This is a genomic window from Natrinema sp. CBA1119 (assembly GCF_002572525.1).
Lineage (GTDB): Archaea > Halobacteriota > Halobacteria > Halobacteriales > Natrialbaceae > Natrinema.
The window spans coordinates 3,986,969-4,003,236 of the sequence record NZ_PDBS01000001.1; the positions used below are offsets into that span (position 1 = coordinate 3,986,969).

Sequence of the window (16,268 nt, forward strand, 5' to 3'; positions counted from 1 at the left end):
CCTGTAACTTCGCCGGGATGTCCTTAACTCTATTCGAACCCATCATGAAATTGACTGTTCGAATTCGCGCGAGGGAATCGTCCCCCTCTCGAGAACGGCGTCACAATCGGCGACACATCGAGCCGAATGTATTACTACTACGTATTCAACAACCTTTTTGTATGCAAGCCATGTATGGCCGAGCAATGAGTACGACATCGTCACCCGAGTCCGCGATCGAGCGGTGTCAGCCGGCCGACGCCACTCCCGTCGCCCTCGAGGCGACTGCGCTCGAGTCGACCGCTCCCGAATACCTCCGCGACCTCAAGCGCGAACTGACTGCGGACGGGCTGATTCCCGCCGAGTTGACCGTTGTGGCGTGTTTCGACGAGGACTGTTCGCTCGCGACGCAGGAGGAAGTCGACCGCATCCGAGGCTATGTGCGCGCCAGCTCCTTCCTCGGCGTCGGAACCGTGACCGTCACGGTCGACGACGTCGCGGACCCCGCGAAGGTCCGACCCGCGCTGGCGGCGTGTGCCGAACGGGCCGACCGCGAGGGGCTCGCGTTCGAACTCGAGGGACCGATTTCGGTTGAGGACTGAACGGTCGGGGATGTCCGGTCCGTCTCGACGCACGCTCGCCCGTCGACTCGAGTCAATCGAGGACTTTTCGGAGCCCTCGGCACGATTGGAACAGTATCTGACGCCCGCGGAGCTGGCGGCCCATCTCTGCCATCTGGCGGGGTTACAGGGCGATCTCGCGGGCCGGGTCGTCGATCTCGGCACGGGAACGGGGATGCTCGCGATCGCGGCCTCGCTGTCCGGCGGTGATCGAGTCGCGGGGATCGATCTGGACGCGGGGGCGCTCGAGATCGCTCGGCGGAACGAGCGGGCGGTTGCGGGCGGTGGCGGTGGCGGTGATGGTGATGGCAGCCGAAATCATTCGATCGAGTGGCTCCGCGGCGACGTCTCCCGCCATCCGTTTTCGCTCACCGACGCCACCGTGCTCTCGAATCCCCCCTTCGGTGCCCAGCGCGGGAACCGGCACGCGGACCGGGATTTCCTCGAGACGGCCCGCGAGATCGGGTCCGTCTCCTATACGATCCACAACGAGGGGAGCCAGACGTTCGTCGAATCGTTCGCCGACGACGAGGGCGGGTCAGTGACCCACGCGTTCCGTGCCGAGTTCCCGATTCCGAAACAGTTCGAGTTTCACACCGCGGCACAGGAGACGCTCGAGGCCGAGGTCTTTCGCATCGAGTGGCCATCCCGGAAGTAACGGGTAAAACTACTCGATCAGCGTTGAGAAGCGACGAGTCTCGAGTGTACCATCACAGGTAATACCGGTGTCTCGAGCGGTTCTCAGTGCCTCGAGCGTTTAGCTACCACTGGCAACACGGGATTTCCACACCCTCCCCAGCCGATTCGCTCGATCGCTCCGCTCACTCGCTCATCCCTCGCACAGGTCATCGACTGCCCTCGTTTTCACTTCGGTCAGTCGACAGCGCGCGCCACCGCAGAGTGGTTCCGTGGTTCAGGGAGAAATCGGAGATCAGTAGCCGTTGTACGTCTCCTGACTCGCGATCGCGACCCGCGTCCCGTCGGCGGCCGCGTAGATCGTCTCGTCGTTGCGTTCGAAGGTGAGTCCGCCGGCCGTCACCGTCTCGTTTTCGTCGGGGATCGCTGTCGTCGCGACGGCATTCGTCTCGGTCGAGTTGACCGCGAGGACGAACGTCCCGTCGTCGGAGCCGACGGTCACGTTTCGGCCGGCGATCTGCGCTTCGGCCCGGGAGGCGTTGGATTCGTGTGCGAGCCGTCGGTCCGCGCCGTCTTCCCACAGCCAGACCTGATAGACGGCGTCGTTGCCGACCGGCTCCCAGCCGGTGCGTTCGACGTGGACCGCTTCGCGCCAGCCTAGGCCGCCGACGGCGACCGTCTCCTCGCCGGTAAAGGCGAGGCGTTGGGCGCTGACCGCCTCGAGCCAGATCTCGCGCTGGTCGCTGGCCACGATCACCCCGCTGGACTCGAGCCCCTCGTCGTCCTCGAGGGCCTCGATACCGATCCCGGTGACGAGCCCGTTGGGAACGTCCTCGACGTACTCGACGGTGTAATCCTCGATCTGGACGGCCGCGTCCGAGGACGCAGTCGACTCGTCGACGACGAGGAAGTTCGCGGGGATGGCCATCCCGGCGACGATCGCGAGGATGCCGACAACCGTCAGGAACGCGGCTCCCTTGCGGGTCAGATCCGAGAGACGGTCGGACTCGGGGCTCGGCCGATTTCCGCCGACGAGTTCGCGGACGCGGTCGACGTGAGCCGCGACGATGCCGCCACTGCGGCCACCGCGTGCCAGCTCGAGCGAGCGCGCGAGCGACAACTCGGCGTCACCGGCGGCTCCCGCAGTTCGGTCCCCCGAGCGACCGAGTCGCTGCCGAATCTCCGCTGGGATGAGGGGACGCTCGGACGCGGTCATCGAGAGCGTGACCACGAGCGCGAGCGCCGAGACGATGGCAACGCCCGGCCCCTGGAACAGCACGAAGGTGTTCTCGGCTCCGTACCAGTAGATCGCCCACAGCTGCTTCGAGAAGCCGAACAGCAACACGGCGAGCCAGAGTCGAAGCGGATTCGGACGGACGCCCCGCCGCTCGAGGAGGACGATGCCGAGGACGAACCCGATAAAGAGCCCGAGTGCGTGACCCTGGATGGCGATACCGGCCCAGGACGGGGCAGACGGCGGGCTCGGCTGGGCAGTGTAGACACTGATCGGTTCTTGGAGCGCATAATATAGCCGCAGAACGACGCTCTGGACGCCGAGCGTTCCGATGATCGTCACGATCGGGTAGTGGACGATCGCGAACCCGGCGAGGGCGAAGACGACGCCCGAGAAGCCGATCACGGGGCCGAGCGCGAATAGGCTCGTCAGCAGTCCGACCCCGACGACGGCCAGTGGAAAGAGCACGAACGCCCGTATCCGCGGGTTCGCGCGCCACGAGTCGGCTCGCTTCGGCTCTCGGTCGTCCGGATAGTGTCCCCAGGCATATTCCGCGAGTGGCGCGACGACGACCGTCCCGGCGAGGTTGCCGATGAGGTGACCGGGGCCGGCGTGGGAAAACGCCGCTGTCACCATCCCAAGCGGATAGAAGTACGACCACGTGCGGAAGGGAATCGTCACGGGATCGTCGAAATCCGCGATCCCGCTCTGGACGAACAGATAGACGCCGACGACGAACGCGATGACGACGAGCGAACCCCACGGAACGCCGTACACGAGCCGTTCCCGAGCCACGTCCCGCCAGCGCCGCGCCGGCCGGTGGACCCGTCTGACGACCGCGATCGACCCGACCAGCGACGCGGTGACGACGACCGCAAGCAGGGCCGCGAGCAAGCGCATATGCCGTGGTTCGAACGGGGCCGTATAGTGGTTTGCCATCAGAAACGTCGTCGTGCCTCGGGTCCGAGCCGCGTCCCCGGCGGAGAGAGGGCAGCAATAGCGCCACGAACTGCAACGAGCGTCGGCTTCGAAAGGTACAAGCGGCCGACGACCGGACTATCCGCCATGGAACTGCGGGTCACCGAGAGCACGGAGAACGAACTGTCCATCGAGATCGCCGGCGAGGACCACACCTTCATGAACGTGCTCAAGGGCGCACTGCTCGAGCACGACGACGTGAGTGCAGCAACCTACGACGTCAACCCCGAACAGTCGGGCGGCCAGACCGAGCCGATCCTGACCATCAAAACCGAGGGTGGTGCGGATCCGCTCGAGGCGCTCGAGGAAGGAGCGGTAACCGTTCGCGAGAAGGCGATGTCGTTCCGCGACGCGTTCGAAGCGGCCGCATAACCCCCGTTCGATCCGGCTCGATCACGTCCGATTCTGTCTCTCGTTGCTCCGGAGTACGACTCGACCGCCGGGAACACGCAGTCCGATGGCCGCCGGTCCGGACTGTCGGCCGACCGAACACCGGCCGACTAACACGTCGTATATATCACGTAGACCGATCCGTCGACGACGTGTATATCCAATCCTTCGGCATCGTACCCGGTGCGAGTGACGTCATCGTTCGAGCGGAGGGCTCCGACGATGTCCTCGGCGAGTTCCCGCTCGTCGTCGTAGTCGTCTATCGTCAGGACGCCCGGCACCTGCCTCACGACGTGATCGCCACTGCAGTCGGCGTTGAAGTCGCTCAATTCCGGCGGCTCGTGATCCGCGTCACCGTACTCGTTCGCCACGTACGCGCGGTTATAATACTCCGAATACGCCGCGAGCCCGTCGTCGACGGCCCGCGACTCGTCGCGGTCGGCTTCGAGCCGATCGTGAATCTCTCCCTCCGTCGCCTCGAGATCGATCCCGGCGGCTTCGGTTCCGTCACCGGGTGCGTCCGGCGGCGACGGCGGCCCGATACCCGGCAGTATCGACGGCGAGATCACGCCCGTCGCGAACAGCGCGACGATGACGCCGATCACGACGAGAATCGGCAGATACGGTTTCGCGACCGCGAACCAGCTCGGCGTTTCCAGATCGCGCTCGAGCCCCTCGTAGGTCTGCTCGACCCGCTCGAGGTCCGGGTTGCCACAGCGAGAACACGGCGGAGTGTTCCGGACGTGCTCCCGGCCGCAGTTGGGACAGGCCCAGACGTAGTCGGGACCGGTGTCGACGGTGCCGGATTCCGTCAGTTCGGAACCAAAATCCGCATCGGTATCGACATCGCTCTCGGTCTCGCTCTGGGTTTCGTCGTCCACTCGGACGACCGCCTTCTCGAAGGTGTTGTGACCGCAGGCATCACAGGGAGGGTCGTTTTCAGCGTGCGGTTTCCCACACCACGTACACCGCCATTTCACTGGTCGAAACGCGGGTCCGCGACGGAATAAACGTATTGAATACGACGGGTCGCGAATCCGGTTGATCGTGAATACAGCGGATAACGAATACGGCGGATCGCGGCGACGGTTCGTCGCTCGAGTTCAGAGACGGACGAAGATCAGAGACGAACGGGGACGCCGTGCTCGTCGAGATAGGCTTTCGTCTCCTCGATCGAGTACTCGTCGAAGTGGAAGATCGACGCCGCGAGCCCCGCGTCCGCACCGGCCTCGGTGAACACGTCGTACATGTCCTCGGGACCGCCACAGCCCGAGGAGGCGATGACCGGCGTGTCGACGGTTTCGCTGACGGCCGTCGTCAGGGGGAGGTCGTAGCCGTCTTTCGTCCCGTCCTTGTCGATCGAATTGACGAACAGTTCGCCCGCGCCCCGCGATTCGGCCTCTGCAGCCCACTCGAGGACGTCGATTCCGGTCCCCTCGCGGCCGCCCTTCTTCGTACACTCGAACCAGCAGGATTCGCCGTCGATTTCGACGTAGTGCTCGCCCTTCTCGTCGAACCGCCGTTTGGCGTCGACGCTGATGACGATACACTGGTTTCCGAACGCCTTCGCGCCCTCGTTGATGAGTTCGGGCCGCTCGAGCGCGCCGGTGGTGATCGAGACCTTGTCCGCGCCGGCCCGGAGCGTCTCCTTGATATCCTCGGTGGTTCGGATGCCGCCGCCGACTGTGAGGGGGATGAAGACCTCGTCCGCGACGCGCTCGACGACGTCGAGCATCGTCTCGCGACCCTCGGCAGAGGCGGTGATGTCGAGGAAGACGAACTCGTCCGCGCCCGCGCGGTTGTACGCGCGGGCCATCTCGACCGGATCGCCGGTGTATTTCAGATCCTCGAAGTTGACGCCGGTGTAGACCGCCGGGTTCCCGTCGTCGTCGAGGTCCACGTCGATACACGGGATGACTCGCTTGGTCAGGACCATGTGGTAACTACCGCTCGATTCGCACTCCGGGTAGTAAAGGGGTCTGGATCGATCGCGCGGGATGACACGACTCGGACCGGTCGATCCAGAGCGCGGACTCGAGCGACGGCCGCAGACTTCCGATCAGACGACCGGTCGCCAGCCCCCACCGCGGCCGATCGGTGTAGGTGTTCTTAAGTGATCGAATCGAGAAGGGACGCGTATGGCAGACGACACCGAACCACCCGAGGACGACGATTCGGGAGCCGACATCGGTCACGATTTCGACGCCGACCGAACGACCGCACCGATGAGCGACTACTCGTCGCGAGCCGTCTTCATCGGTGCCCTAATCGCACTGATCGGCGCAGCGATCGCCTTCGGAATTCCGTTGCTCGCGGTCTGAATATACGTTAGAAGACGTACTCGTCGTCGTGGCCCATCATGCCATCGTCTTCGAAGCCGGTTCCTGCGCCCTCGTCTTCGTCCGAGGGTCCACTGGTCTTGTATGCCTTGATGCCCGTCGAAAGGAGGTCCTCGATCGCCTCCTCGCGATTGACGAACTCGCCGCGTTCGACCATCTGGGCGATCTGCATCTCGAGGTGCTCCGGTATGGTGATCTCTACTTTCGGCATCTGATTCGGCTTTCGGCGAGGGGGTATTTAGGTTTGACGGGGAGTCCACATCGATCGGAAGCACACGATCCGTCTCGTCGGAACGACAGACCCCGAGAAAGGAAAGCCGAAGCCGTCGCGCGGGGCCGTACAGGCGGGAGTCGTCGTCGCGGGTCGCCCTAGCGGTTGCCCATCATCGAATCGAACGCGTCCTTCAGTTTGGTCCCGGGCTGAGTCAGCGTCTCGAGTTGCCGGCTCATCTTCCGCTGATTGAAATAACTCGCGAACGCGAGGATCGTCGGCGGCCAGAGACCGACGAACGCGCCGAGCTCGCGCTTTCCGCGGAAGAAGAAGTAGTACAACGAGAGGCCGACCGACGCGGCCGACGCGACGACTGCGGGACCCATCGCCTGTTGGCCGATCTCCGCTGGTTCCTGTCCGGACAGTTCCCGTTCCGTTAGCTGTTGTTTGCTCGCCATGCAGTGATAGCCGTCGCCGAGACCGTACTAAGGGATGGCGAGGGTTTCGACGGAAACCCCCGAGTTGCGCCCGTGACTGTATCGTTTCGACCAGTTGTTGTCCCGATCCCCGCTTGCCAATTTGGGATTGCTCTGGGGCGACCGTCTCGGTCGCGGCGGTACTCGCATCTCAGTGTCCATCCGATTTGCTCATCCGGGGCTCTCGTTCCAGAGACTCGAGCCCGAGTCACCGACCGGGCCGAATCGAACGCGACACTCAGTCGGAGTGTTGTCAGTCAGTTCCGATGCACCCCGACCCGCATACGGGTGCACCGAAACCCGGGTACAACAGACCGAATCAGGTGAGAGGGACAACAGACCGTCTCAGGTGATGGCGTCAGATCTACGTCTATCGCGGCGTACGCACGAGTATGAATCCGACGGATGTGACTAAACTCTATCAGGAGTTTGGCGACGATCGACTGCCGCCGGGACAGCGCGAGACGTCCGCGTTTCCCGTCCTTTCGAAGAGCGGAACCCCCAACTGGGATCCCGAGACGTGGGAGTTCACCGTCACCGGTGCAGTCGACGAGGAGCTGACGTTCTCGTGGGCCGAGTTTCGAGAGTTACCGACCGTCACGCAACGGCAGGACTTTCACTGCGTGACCGGTTGGAGCAAGTTCGACTGCGAGTTTACCGGCGTCTCGTTCCCCGACATCGCCGCCCGAGCCGGTGTTCACGACGACGCGGTTCACGTCATGTTTTCCGCACTCGACGACTACACGACCGATCTCCCGCTCGAGGACTGCATGCGCGATGATGTCCTGTTCACGTGGGCGTTCGACGGCGAACCGCTCCCCGAGGATCACGGCGGCCCGCTCCGGGTGGTCACGCCTCACAAGTACGCCTACAAGGGTGCGAAGTGGGTCGACGGCGTCGAATTTCTCACGGAACCCCAGCGGGGGTACTGGGAACGCCGGGGGTACTCCCAGACTGCAGACCCGTGGCAGGAAGAGCGGTACAGCTAGCGTCGATTCCGGCGAGACCTTCGAAGTGGACCCGTTTCGCGATCGGTCTGCAAATAGTTAGGCTGAAGGCGGGGCGGTCCTGACGTGGTGTCGATGGACCGATCGTCGGGCGAGGGCCGACTGGCTGGTGAGACCGAGTCGGCGGATGGTGCCGTCGAACTCGTCAGCCGGAGCCGCGACCTGGGGAGTGTTTCCGTCAGTTCGATCCTTGACGGAAACGCAGACTCACGCATTCAGTGGGCCGATCCCGACGGTCTCGAACTCGTCGGTCGAGGTGTCGCCGTTCGGTTTACCGCGGACGGTACCGACAGATTCGATCGAATTCGATCGCAGGCGAGCCGAGCGTTCGACCGGCTCACACACGACGGGCCCGCGGCGGCCCGACCGCGAGCGATTGGCGGCTTTTCGTTTCACGACGGCCACGAGCCGGCTGCCCCCTGGGCCGGCTTCGACGCGGCCTCGTTCGTCGTTCCGCAGATCCTCGTGACCCGCACCGACGACAGGACGTGGTTGACAGCCGTCGGAAGCCGAGCGGACGAGGCCGAGGACCGCCTCGAGCGCTGGCACGACCGCCTGTCGGCGCTGTCGACGACGCGACCGAGCGCTTCGCCACCCGGCGTCGCGGGAACGCGGCGCACTACCTCGCCGGCGGAGTGGACCGATCAGGTCGAAACCGTTCTCAAACGAATCGCTGCGGGACGGCTCGCGAAAGTCGTCCTCGCGCAGGCCCTTTGGGTCGACCTCGAGGGGCCGATCGACGTTCCCGCGACGCTCGAGCTGCTGGGACGCCAGTACCCCAACTGTTACCGATTTCTGGTCGCTCACGATGTCGGCGATACGTTCTTCGGTGCACCGCCGGAACGACTCGTTTCGAAACGCGGCGACCGCGTCGAGACGGAGGCGCTGGCCGGCTCGGTCCCCCGAGGTGAGACGCCGGCCGAAGACGAGACACACGTCGAACGGATGCGGGCCGACGCGAAGTTCCAGCACGAGCACGGGCTCGTCGTCGACGCGATCCGCGAACAGCTCGCTCCGTTCGCACGGGATCTCACCGTCCGCGAACAGACGATTCGCCGGTTGGCGACCATTCAACACCTGCAGACGCCGATCGAGGCGACGCTCGAGGGCGATCGTCACGTCCTCGAGATCGTCGAGGCGCTTCATCCGACGCCTGCGGTCGGCGGCGTCCCGCCCGACGCGGCCTGGGAGACGATCCGCGACGCGGAGCCGTTCGATCGGGGCTGGTACGCCGCGCCGGTCGGCTGGTTCGACGCCGACGGCGACGGCGAGTTCGCGGTGGCGCTTCGCTCCGGCGTCGCGAGCGACGAGACGGTGACGCTGTTCGCGGGGAACGGAATCGTCGCCGACAGCGATCCCGGCGACGAGTGGGACGAAGTACAGCTGAAGTTCCGGCCGATCCTCGACGAATTACAGTAGTACCTGATCCAATGACCGCACCCAACCGCGCGACCCTCTGGGGTCGCGTCCTCGCCGACGAACTCGCAAAGAGCGGCCTCGAGGCCGTCTGTCTCGCGCCCGGCAGCCGATCGACGCCGCTGACGGTCGCCGTCGCCGAGCACTCCGAGATCGACGTCTACTCGCACCTCGACGAGCGCGCCGCGGCCTACTTCGCGCTCGGCCGCGCACGGCGCACCGGCGAGCCGACGGCGCTGGTCTGTACCTCCGGGACGGCCGCGGCGAACTTCCACCCCGCGGTGATGGAGGCCGATCGGGCCCGCGTCCCGCTGCTGGTTCTGACGGCAGACCGGCCGCCCGAACTGCGCGACAGCGGGGCGAATCAGACCGTCGATCAGGTCAAACTCTACGGCGACGCGGTCCGCTGGGACGCTGAACTACCAGCACCTGAGGCCGACGAGCGAAAAGGGCGTAGCCTCCGAACGACCGCAGCGCGGGCGCTGGCCGAAACGAGCGGCGTCGAGCCCGGGCCGGTCCACCTCAACTGTCCGTTCCGAAAGCCTCTCGAGCCGATCGACGTGCCCGGTGACGTCCCCGAGTCGTTCACCGAGACGCTGGCCGGAAGGGGACGGGACGGGCCGTTCGTCGAAACGACCGGCGGGACGCGAGCGCTCGCGGACGACGACCACCGACGGCTGCTGGATGCGCTCGAGGCGGCCGACCGGCCGCTGTTCGTCGCGGGACCCGCCGATCCGGCGGCTCTCGCCGACCTCGAGCCCGCAGCCGTCACCGAACTCGCCGACCGGCTCGGCGCACCGATACTCGCGGATCCGCTCTCGGGGCTTCGGTTCGGCCCGCACGTCGGGTCGGCGGGCGGGGAGAACAGCGAGGGATCGCGCTCGATCTACGGGGGCTACGACGCCTACGTCGACGAACTGCCGTCGCCGGATGCGGTCCTCCGGTTCGGGGCCTCTCCGACGTCGAAACCCCTCCGACACTGGCTCCGGGATGCCGACGCCCGGCAGTTCCTGATCGATCCCGCAGGTGCGTGGCGCGAGGCGACGTTCACCGCGACGGACCTGCTGGCGGCCGATCCCGGGGCCGTCATCGACGGGCTGCTCGAGGCGATCGCGGAGAACGAACGCGCCGAGGGCGAGCACACCGATTCGACGACGAGCGCGACGGTCGACCGCGACTGGCGCACCCGGTTCGATGCGGCCGAACGACGCCACTGGGAGGTCCGAGACGGGGCGCTCACGGCGGGTGCGCTCGAGTCGGAGCCGTTCGAGGGCGCGATCCTCGCAGCCGTCTTTTCGAACGCGCCGGACCCGGCGACGGTGTTCGTCTCGAACAGCATGCCGATCCGGGACGCCGACCGGTTCGGCCGGCCGCGAGCGGCCGACCTGACGGTGCTCGGCAACCGCGGTGCGAGCGGGATCGACGGGATCACGAGCACGGCGCTCGGGGCCGGCAGCGCGACCGACGACCCGCTCGTGCTCGTCACCGGCGACCTCGCCTTCTACCACGATTCGAACGGGCTGCTCGCCGTCGATCGCTGCGACGTGGACGCGACGATCGTGCTGCTGGACAACGACGGCGGCGGTATCTTCCACAAACTCCCGATCGAGGAGTTCGATCCCCCCTTCACGCAGCAGTTCAAAACGCCCCACGGCCTCGAGTTCGACGCGCTCGGGGAAACGTACGGTCTCGAGTTCGAGCGCGTGGCTCCCGCGGACTTCGCGGCCGCCTACCGCCGATCGCTCGAGGCCGCGGGCACGCAAGTCCTCGCCATCGAATTCGATTCCGAAACGAACCACCGGCGACGCGACGCGCTCGAAGAACGAGTTACGGAGGGGGTCGCGAGCGCGCTCGAGGACGATGCTGTCGGCAGTTCGGACTGATTTGGACTTCGAGGCTCGTTCTCGACTAGTGAACCGGCATGCGGTGGCGCGCGCTGGGCCGCGGCGAACGGAGGCGAGGCGTGAACGAAGTGAGCGCCTCGGAACGCGAACGGTGACCGCAGGGAACCGTGAGCCGTGTGAGCCGCGGTATAACGCCGTGCGAGGGATGAGCGAGTGAAACGAGCGAATCGGCTGGGGAGGGTGTGGAAATCCCCTGTGCCCACGGTAGCAGAACACTTGCTTCTCCTATCGCCGAATCAAGATCGATCTCGTCCGTGTCTCTGACAGAGTATATTTGGAAGATTCACGCGTACAGTTCAATATCGGTTTTCAGGGTCGGAGGGCCCACCAGAGGGCGACGGCGTAGCCGAACGGGACCCAGGCGAATCCGAGCGCCAGCAAGCCGAGAAGGGAGAGCGGATCGACCAGCGAAAACCCCACCATCCCGGCCGGAAAGAGGACGCTCCAGACGCCGAACGTTATCATCGCGACTCGAGGCGTCGTGAGCAGGTAGCCGATCAACAGGAGCGTGCACGCGGCGACGGTCACGTTCACCGGCAGTGAAAACAACGGCGTCAGACTCGCAACGACGAGCATCGGGTAGAGGAACGCAATTGATCCCACCGTAACCGCCGTCGTTCCATCGATCGGTTGCCCCTCCCACTCGAGATCGACCGCGCCGTCCCAGTCGTGGACGGCGTAGCGGAACCCGCTCCCACCGTCGCCGTCGGCGTCCGCCGCGTCCCCGGGACCCGCCGTCGATCCCGAATTCGGACTCCCGTTCGGATGCGATCGGTCGCCGTCGAAGGGCCAGTCGCCCGTCGCTCGTCGCTTTTTCCGTCGGCGTTGCCGATTGCTCCGCTGACGCGCGTGATGGGTCCCCGCTCGAGCGCCGCCGTCGCCGTCGGTCCCGCTTCGGGTCCGCCGGTTCGTTCTGGCCCCGCTCGAGCGACCCGATTTCCGTCGGCCAGCCGCAGTCGCGCCGCCGTTGTCGGTCGCGGAACCGACCGTGTCCGTGCCGCTCGAGTCGGCTGCCCCGTTCGCATGATCGCCGCCGCTCGGGGGTTCCCCACCGGCGGGCCCCCGCGCGAGACCGACGTAGGCGTCGTGGCCGAGCCGATCGTAGCGTGCGCGCTCCGCGCCGTCCGTGAGCACCGACTTCGCTGTCGTGACCCGCTGGAACCGCTCGGCCGCATCGGGGTCGTCGGAGTGATCCGGATGCGTCTCGAGGACGCGCTCTCGGTAGGCCGACTCGATCTCGTCTCGAGTGGCATCGGACCCGACCTCGAGCACCTCGTAGTACGACTCGCCCATCGCGTGAGCGCTTCGGCGGCCGGGTGAACTACCCCACCCTACTCAGCCGCTGGTGCGGCTTCGTTGAGGGTGGGGCTTCCTGTTTCGATGACGCGCTTTGCAGACACCGAATGGGTGTCCGGAGGGAGCGCAGTCTCCACAGGCGTGTCTTCGGGCCACCCAGCCCTAGTTCAGAAAAGCCGCGCTTGAGGACGTTCATCGCCGCGTTCGCGTCCCGATCACACTCGAGCCCACACGACGGACAAGAGTGTTCTCGAACCCAGATGGGTTTCGCCGTCTCCACATTACACTTCGCGCACTCCTTCGTCGTTCCTGGTGCTTCCACCTGAACGACGTGACAGCCGTACAAGTCTGCCTTGTATTCGAGGAGCGTGATGAACTGACGCCACGCCGCGTCCTGCTTGTTCCGAGCGTTCTGTGACTGCTCCAACATCCCCTTCACGTCCAAGTCCTCGACGAACACAGCATCGTACTCGCGGACGAGCCACGTCGTGATTTTGTGCTGGTAGTCCAGCACCTTTCGACGGATGTGCCGCTTGACCGTCGCCACTTCTCGGCGTTGCTTCTCGTAGTTGTTCGACCCCTTCTCCTTCCGCGACAACTTCCGTTGCTCGTGGCGGAGGCGGTCGTACTCGTCTTCGAGGTCGATCCAGTCCACGATCTTGCCGTCGCTAGTGTGAATGTAGTTCTGGATGCCGAGGTCAACGCCGACGCTGTTGCTCGCATCGAGCGAATCAACCGGGGGTTTCTCGGGAAGGTCGGCCTCGTCGGTTTCGAGGCCGAAGGAGACGAACCAGTCGCTAGTTGACTCTTTCTTGACCGTGACTTCTTTGATGTCGGCTTCGTCGGGGATTTCGCGGTGGTAGCGGATCGGGATGTCGCCGATTTTAGAGAGCCAGAGCGTCGCGCGTCGGCCACTCGTGTTTTTGAGTTCGAAGCCAGACTGCGAGTACGTCATACTCTGGAACTCCTGTGGTGACTTCCACTTGAGCTTCCCGACCTTGCGCCCGTTTTGTTTCTGCTCGGAGAGTCCGTTGAGGTTCTGGTAGAACCGAGTGACGGTTCGTTGCAGTGCTTTGGAGTTAACCTCCGCGAAGACGGGGAATTCGTCTTTCCAGTCGGTGAGTCGGTAGTGGTGTTTGTACGCGGAACCGATGTCATCAACGTCCACGTTCTCGTATTCGTAGAGAGTGTAGTTGTACGCTTGGCGATGAATGTCGATGTGAGAGTCCAGTCCAGCCGCTACCTTTTGTGTCGGGTATGCGGGATAGCGGTGACTGTACTCCATCGCTATCCCCTGATTAGAGATGTGTTCACTTAATGGCTTGTACTGTCGTGCGGCGATTCATCCCCTCCCTACTCGCTCGCAATACTCGCTCCTTGAGGAAGGGGCATTCTCGCCTCAATTCTGGTAAAAAACCACTCGGGCTAGATGACTGTCACTCGCGAACGGTGATCGCGCCGTGACCGCAGCACTCGCTGGCGCGGACATTCGGTCCGCATCCACCAGATAAACTGTATGATGCTATATCAAATCGGTCGAATCGCGACGAGAACCTATTTCACGTCCCGCACACCACACTCGAGCAAATGGTTTCGGAACTCTTCGACCCCGAGCAGTGGGAGTCGGTCGCGGACCTGAACGACGAGTTCGAGGACATCACGTACCACCGAGCGATCGACTCCGGAACGGTTCGGATCGCGTTCGACCGACCCGACGTCCGCAACGCCTTTCGACCGGGGACTGTCGACGAGCTCTACGACGCCTTAGATCACGCCAAGCGCCAGACGGACGTGGGCTGTATCCTCCTGACCGGCAACGGTCCGTCCTCGAAGGACGGCGGCTGGGCGTTCTGTTCCGGCGGCGACCAGACGATCCGCGGGGAGGACGGCTATCAGTACGAAGGGGACGAGGAACGGGCATCCGAGCAGGGGCGGCTACACATCCTCGAGGTCCAGCGTCTTATCCGCCACATTCCGAAGGTCGTCGTCTGCGTCGTCCCGGGGTGGGCCGTCGGCGGCGGCCACTCGCTGCACGTCGTCTGCGATCTCACGCTCGCGAGCGAGGAACACGCGAAGTTCCTCCAGACCGACCCCGACGTGGCGAGCTACGACGCCGGGTTCGGCTCGGCGTACCTCGCCAAACAGATCGGCCAGAAGAAGGCCCGCGAGGTGTTCTTCCTCGGGAAGACCTACGATGCCGAGGAAGCCGCGGAGATGGGCATGGTCAACGAAGCGGTGCCACACGAGGAACTCGAGGCGACCGCACTCGAGTGGGGCGAGCGCATCAATTCCAAGAGCCCGACGGCGATGCGGATGCTCAAGTACGCCTTTAACATGACCGACGACGGAATGGTCGGCCAGCAGGTCTTCGCGGGCGAGGCCACGCGGCTGGGCTACATGACCGACGAGGCGGCGGAGGGACGGGACGCCTTCGTCGAGGGTCGTGACCCCGATTTCGACGACTACCCGTGGCACTACTGAGCGGCCGGGCGCTTGTCTGCCCGCTCCTCGAGTAATTCAACCGGCTATGAATCGACGAACGTACCTCCGGCGGGCGGCCGTCCTCCCGGCTGCGCTCACCGTTGCTGGCTGTACAGCGCCGGGTATCGGAACGGACGAGGGTAACGAGAGCAGCGACGACCGCGAAACCGAAGCCGAACGCGACGGCGACGACGCCGCGGGAGCCGCGCCGATTCCGATGATCGAGGACCCGCCGGACGCGGTCTATCTCCCCGGCCACCGGAAATCGATGCGGGTCCTCGAGCCGGTGCGAGCCGGCGACTACGCACTGTCACCGTTGCTCACGTATCCCCATCCGTTCTGGCTCGTCAGTGGCACTGATCGCCAGCTCGTCGAACCCGACGGCAGCCGCGGGGTCCACCTGATGATCGTCGTCTGGGACTCGGCGACGGAGCGCGTGCTTCCCGTCGACGGCACGCCCCTCGTGACGATCGACGGCGAGGACGACTGGCGGCGACGATCGTCGCTGTGGCCGATGCTCTCCCAGGAGATGGGGCTCCACGTCGGGGACACCGTCTCCCTCCCGAGCGATGGCACCTACGCCGTCAGGGTCGAACTGCCGCCCGTCTCGATGCGGCGAACCGGTGCGTTCGCGGGACGCTTCGGCGAGACCGAGACGGCGACGTTCGAATTTACCTATGACGACGCATTCCGCCAGGAGGTCGTCGACGGCATCGACCTCCTCGAGCGAGAGCGCTGGGGTGACCAGGGCGCGCTCGAACCCATGACCGACGATAGCGACGGAGAAACGGAGGGAATGCACTCCGAAATTCCGTACTCCGCGCTGCCGCCCGCCGACGACTACCCCGGAACCCAGTTGCTCGAGACGGACGCGGACCCCGGGACGGACTCGGGCGACGAGGGACCGATGAGCGGCGATGCGGCGTTCGTCGCCACGCTGCTCGAGTCCGGTTCGCGGCTGGCCGACGGCGACGACCGATACCTGCTCGTCTCGCCGCGGACGCCGTACAACCGCGTGCCGCTCGCGAACATGTCGCTGCGCGCTGGGGTCGAACGGGACGGAGAACCAGCCGTCGAGGAGCCGCTCGAGTTCACGCAAACGCTCGATAGCGAGTTCGGGTTCCACTACGGAGTGTCCCTCGCGGACGCGCGACCGGGCGATTCGGTACCGATCACGGTCGAATCACCGCCGCAAACGGCGCGACACCAGGGATACGAGACCGCGTTCGTCGAGATGGAGCCACTCGAGCTGGTGGTTCCCGAGCCGTAATTTCACTGTCGATAGGGCATCGGTCGGCTCG

At 65.1% G+C, this 16,268-nt stretch carries 15 protein-coding genes and 1 pseudogene; 9 read left to right on the top strand and 7 right to left on the bottom strand.

The genetic code is table 11. The features are described 5' to 3' along the window. Positions 1-185 precede the first annotated feature (185 nt). Together CP556_RS19600 and CP556_RS19605 are read left to right on the top strand one after the other, a co-directional pair. Entirely contained in the window at positions 186-581 is a 396-nt protein-coding gene (locus CP556_RS19600; RefSeq protein WP_098727144.1) for a DUF7961 family protein, read from the top strand. Between the two features lie 10 nt (positions 582-591). After that, complete coding sequence (locus CP556_RS19605) at positions 592-1,257, top strand: METTL5 family protein (RefSeq protein ID WP_098727145.1); 666 nt, start codon at positions 592-594, stop codon at positions 1,255-1,257. Between the two features lie 273 nt (positions 1,258-1,530). Here the strand turns inward: CP556_RS19605 and CP556_RS19610 are convergent, their stop codons facing one another. After that, complete coding sequence (locus CP556_RS19610) at positions 1,531-3,369, bottom strand: rhomboid family intramembrane serine protease (RefSeq protein WP_098727146.1); 1,839 nt, start codon at positions 3,367-3,369, stop codon at positions 1,531-1,533. Positions 3,370-3,534: 165 nt separating this feature from the next. On the opposite strand from CP556_RS19610, the gene CP556_RS19615 reads away from it, so the two are divergent. Continuing rightward, positions 3,535-3,819: a DNA-directed RNA polymerase subunit L gene (locus CP556_RS19615; protein ID WP_098727147.1), complete on the top strand. Its 285-nt coding sequence runs from the start codon at positions 3,535-3,537 to the stop codon at positions 3,817-3,819. Between the two features lie 128 nt (positions 3,820-3,947). On the opposite strand, the gene CP556_RS19620 is transcribed toward CP556_RS19615, so the two are convergent. Further along, positions 3,948-4,817 (bottom strand): hypothetical protein, encoded by an 870-nt coding sequence (locus CP556_RS19620; protein ID WP_098727148.1) that lies wholly within the window; start codon positions 4,815-4,817, stop codon positions 3,948-3,950. Between the two features lie 140 nt (positions 4,818-4,957). After that, complete coding sequence (hisF, locus tag CP556_RS19625) at positions 4,958-5,773, bottom strand: imidazole glycerol phosphate synthase subunit HisF (protein ID WP_098727149.1); 816 nt, start codon at positions 5,771-5,773, stop codon at positions 4,958-4,960. Positions 5,774-5,975: 202 nt separating this feature from the next. Between hisF and CP556_RS19630 the strand changes: the two genes are divergently transcribed. Beyond that, on the top strand, positions 5,976-6,158 hold the full coding sequence (locus tag CP556_RS19630) for a DUF7550 family protein (RefSeq protein WP_098727150.1): 183 nt from the start codon (positions 5,976-5,978) through the stop codon (positions 6,156-6,158). A 7-nt stretch (positions 6,159-6,165) separates the two neighbouring features. Here CP556_RS19630 and CP556_RS19635 read toward each other — a convergent pair whose 3' ends face one another. Together CP556_RS19635 and CP556_RS19640 are read right to left on the bottom strand one after the other, a co-directional pair. Continuing rightward, positions 6,166-6,387: a ribbon-helix-helix domain-containing protein gene (locus tag CP556_RS19635; protein ID WP_098727151.1), complete on the bottom strand. Its 222-nt coding sequence runs from the start codon at positions 6,385-6,387 to the stop codon at positions 6,166-6,168. Between the two features lie 158 nt (positions 6,388-6,545). Beyond that, on the bottom strand, positions 6,546-6,845 hold the full coding sequence (locus CP556_RS19640) for a hypothetical protein (protein WP_098727152.1): 300 nt from the start codon (positions 6,843-6,845) through the stop codon (positions 6,546-6,548). Positions 6,846-7,255: 410 nt separating this feature from the next. Here CP556_RS19640 and CP556_RS19645 point away from each other — a divergent pair, with 410 nt between their 5' ends. From CP556_RS19645 to menD, 3 genes are all read left to right on the top strand, one after another. Next, complete coding sequence (locus CP556_RS19645) at positions 7,256-7,852, top strand: sulfite oxidase-like oxidoreductase (RefSeq protein WP_098727153.1); 597 nt, start codon at positions 7,256-7,258, stop codon at positions 7,850-7,852. A gap of 93 nt (positions 7,853-7,945) precedes the next feature. Beyond that, positions 7,946-9,289 (top strand): isochorismate synthase, encoded by a 1,344-nt coding sequence (locus CP556_RS19650; RefSeq protein ID WP_098727154.1) that lies wholly within the window; start codon positions 7,946-7,948, stop codon positions 9,287-9,289. Positions 9,290-9,300: 11 nt separating this feature from the next. Beyond that, positions 9,301-11,169 (top strand): 2-succinyl-5-enolpyruvyl-6-hydroxy-3-cyclohexene-1-carboxylic-acid synthase, encoded by a 1,869-nt coding sequence (gene menD, locus CP556_RS19655; RefSeq protein WP_098727155.1) that lies wholly within the window; start codon positions 9,301-9,303, stop codon positions 11,167-11,169. Positions 11,170-11,499: 330 nt separating this feature from the next. On the opposite strand, the gene CP556_RS19660 is transcribed toward menD, so the two are convergent. Further along, positions 11,500-12,483, bottom strand: a complete 984-nt coding sequence (locus CP556_RS19660) for a J domain-containing protein (RefSeq protein ID WP_098727156.1) — start codon at positions 12,481-12,483, stop codon at positions 11,500-11,502. A gap of 38 nt (positions 12,484-12,521) precedes the next feature. Further along, a pseudogene (locus CP556_RS19665) lies at positions 12,522-13,771 on the bottom strand (RNA-guided endonuclease InsQ/TnpB family protein). A 302-nt stretch (positions 13,772-14,073) separates the two neighbouring features. Here CP556_RS19665 and CP556_RS19670 point away from each other — a divergent pair. Together CP556_RS19670 and CP556_RS19675 are read left to right on the top strand one after the other, a co-directional pair. Then, positions 14,074-14,967 (top strand): 1,4-dihydroxy-2-naphthoyl-CoA synthase, encoded by an 894-nt coding sequence (locus CP556_RS19670; protein WP_098727157.1) that lies wholly within the window; start codon positions 14,074-14,076, stop codon positions 14,965-14,967. A gap of 46 nt (positions 14,968-15,013) precedes the next feature. Then, positions 15,014-16,237: a DUF7350 domain-containing protein gene (locus CP556_RS19675; protein ID WP_098727158.1), complete on the top strand. Its 1,224-nt coding sequence runs from the start codon at positions 15,014-15,016 to the stop codon at positions 16,235-16,237. Positions 16,238-16,268: the final 31 nt, after the last annotated feature.

Coding starts and splice junctions, on each gene's coding strand:
- CP556_RS19600 (WP_098727144.1), top strand. CDS start 186: ATGAGTACGACATCGTCACCCGAGTCCGCGATCGAGCGGTGTCAGCCG.
- CP556_RS19605 (WP_098727145.1), top strand. CDS start 592: ATGTCCGGTCCGTCTCGACGCACGCTCGCCCGTCGACTCGAGTCAATC.
- CP556_RS19610 (WP_098727146.1), bottom strand. CDS start 3,369: ATGCGCTTGCTCGCGGCCCTGCTTGCGGTCGTCGTCACCGCGTCGCTG.
- CP556_RS19615 (WP_098727147.1), top strand. CDS start 3,535: ATGGAACTGCGGGTCACCGAGAGCACGGAGAACGAACTGTCCATCGAG.
- hisF (WP_098727149.1), bottom strand. CDS start 5,773: ATGGTCCTGACCAAGCGAGTCATCCCGTGTATCGACGTGGACCTCGAC.
- CP556_RS19630 (WP_098727150.1), top strand. CDS start 5,976: ATGGCAGACGACACCGAACCACCCGAGGACGACGATTCGGGAGCCGAC.
- CP556_RS19635 (WP_098727151.1), bottom strand. CDS start 6,387: ATGCCGAAAGTAGAGATCACCATACCGGAGCACCTCGAGATGCAGATC.
- CP556_RS19640 (WP_098727152.1), bottom strand. CDS start 6,845: ATGGCGAGCAAACAACAGCTAACGGAACGGGAACTGTCCGGACAGGAA.
- CP556_RS19645 (WP_098727153.1), top strand. CDS start 7,256: ATGAATCCGACGGATGTGACTAAACTCTATCAGGAGTTTGGCGACGAT.
- CP556_RS19650 (WP_098727154.1), top strand. CDS start 7,946: ATGGACCGATCGTCGGGCGAGGGCCGACTGGCTGGTGAGACCGAGTCG.
- menD (WP_098727155.1), top strand. CDS start 9,301: ATGACCGCACCCAACCGCGCGACCCTCTGGGGTCGCGTCCTCGCCGAC.
- CP556_RS19660 (WP_098727156.1), bottom strand. CDS start 12,483: ATGGGCGAGTCGTACTACGAGGTGCTCGAGGTCGGGTCCGATGCCACT.
- CP556_RS19670 (WP_098727157.1), top strand. CDS start 14,074: ATGGTTTCGGAACTCTTCGACCCCGAGCAGTGGGAGTCGGTCGCGGAC.
- CP556_RS19675 (WP_098727158.1), top strand. CDS start 15,014: ATGAATCGACGAACGTACCTCCGGCGGGCGGCCGTCCTCCCGGCTGCG.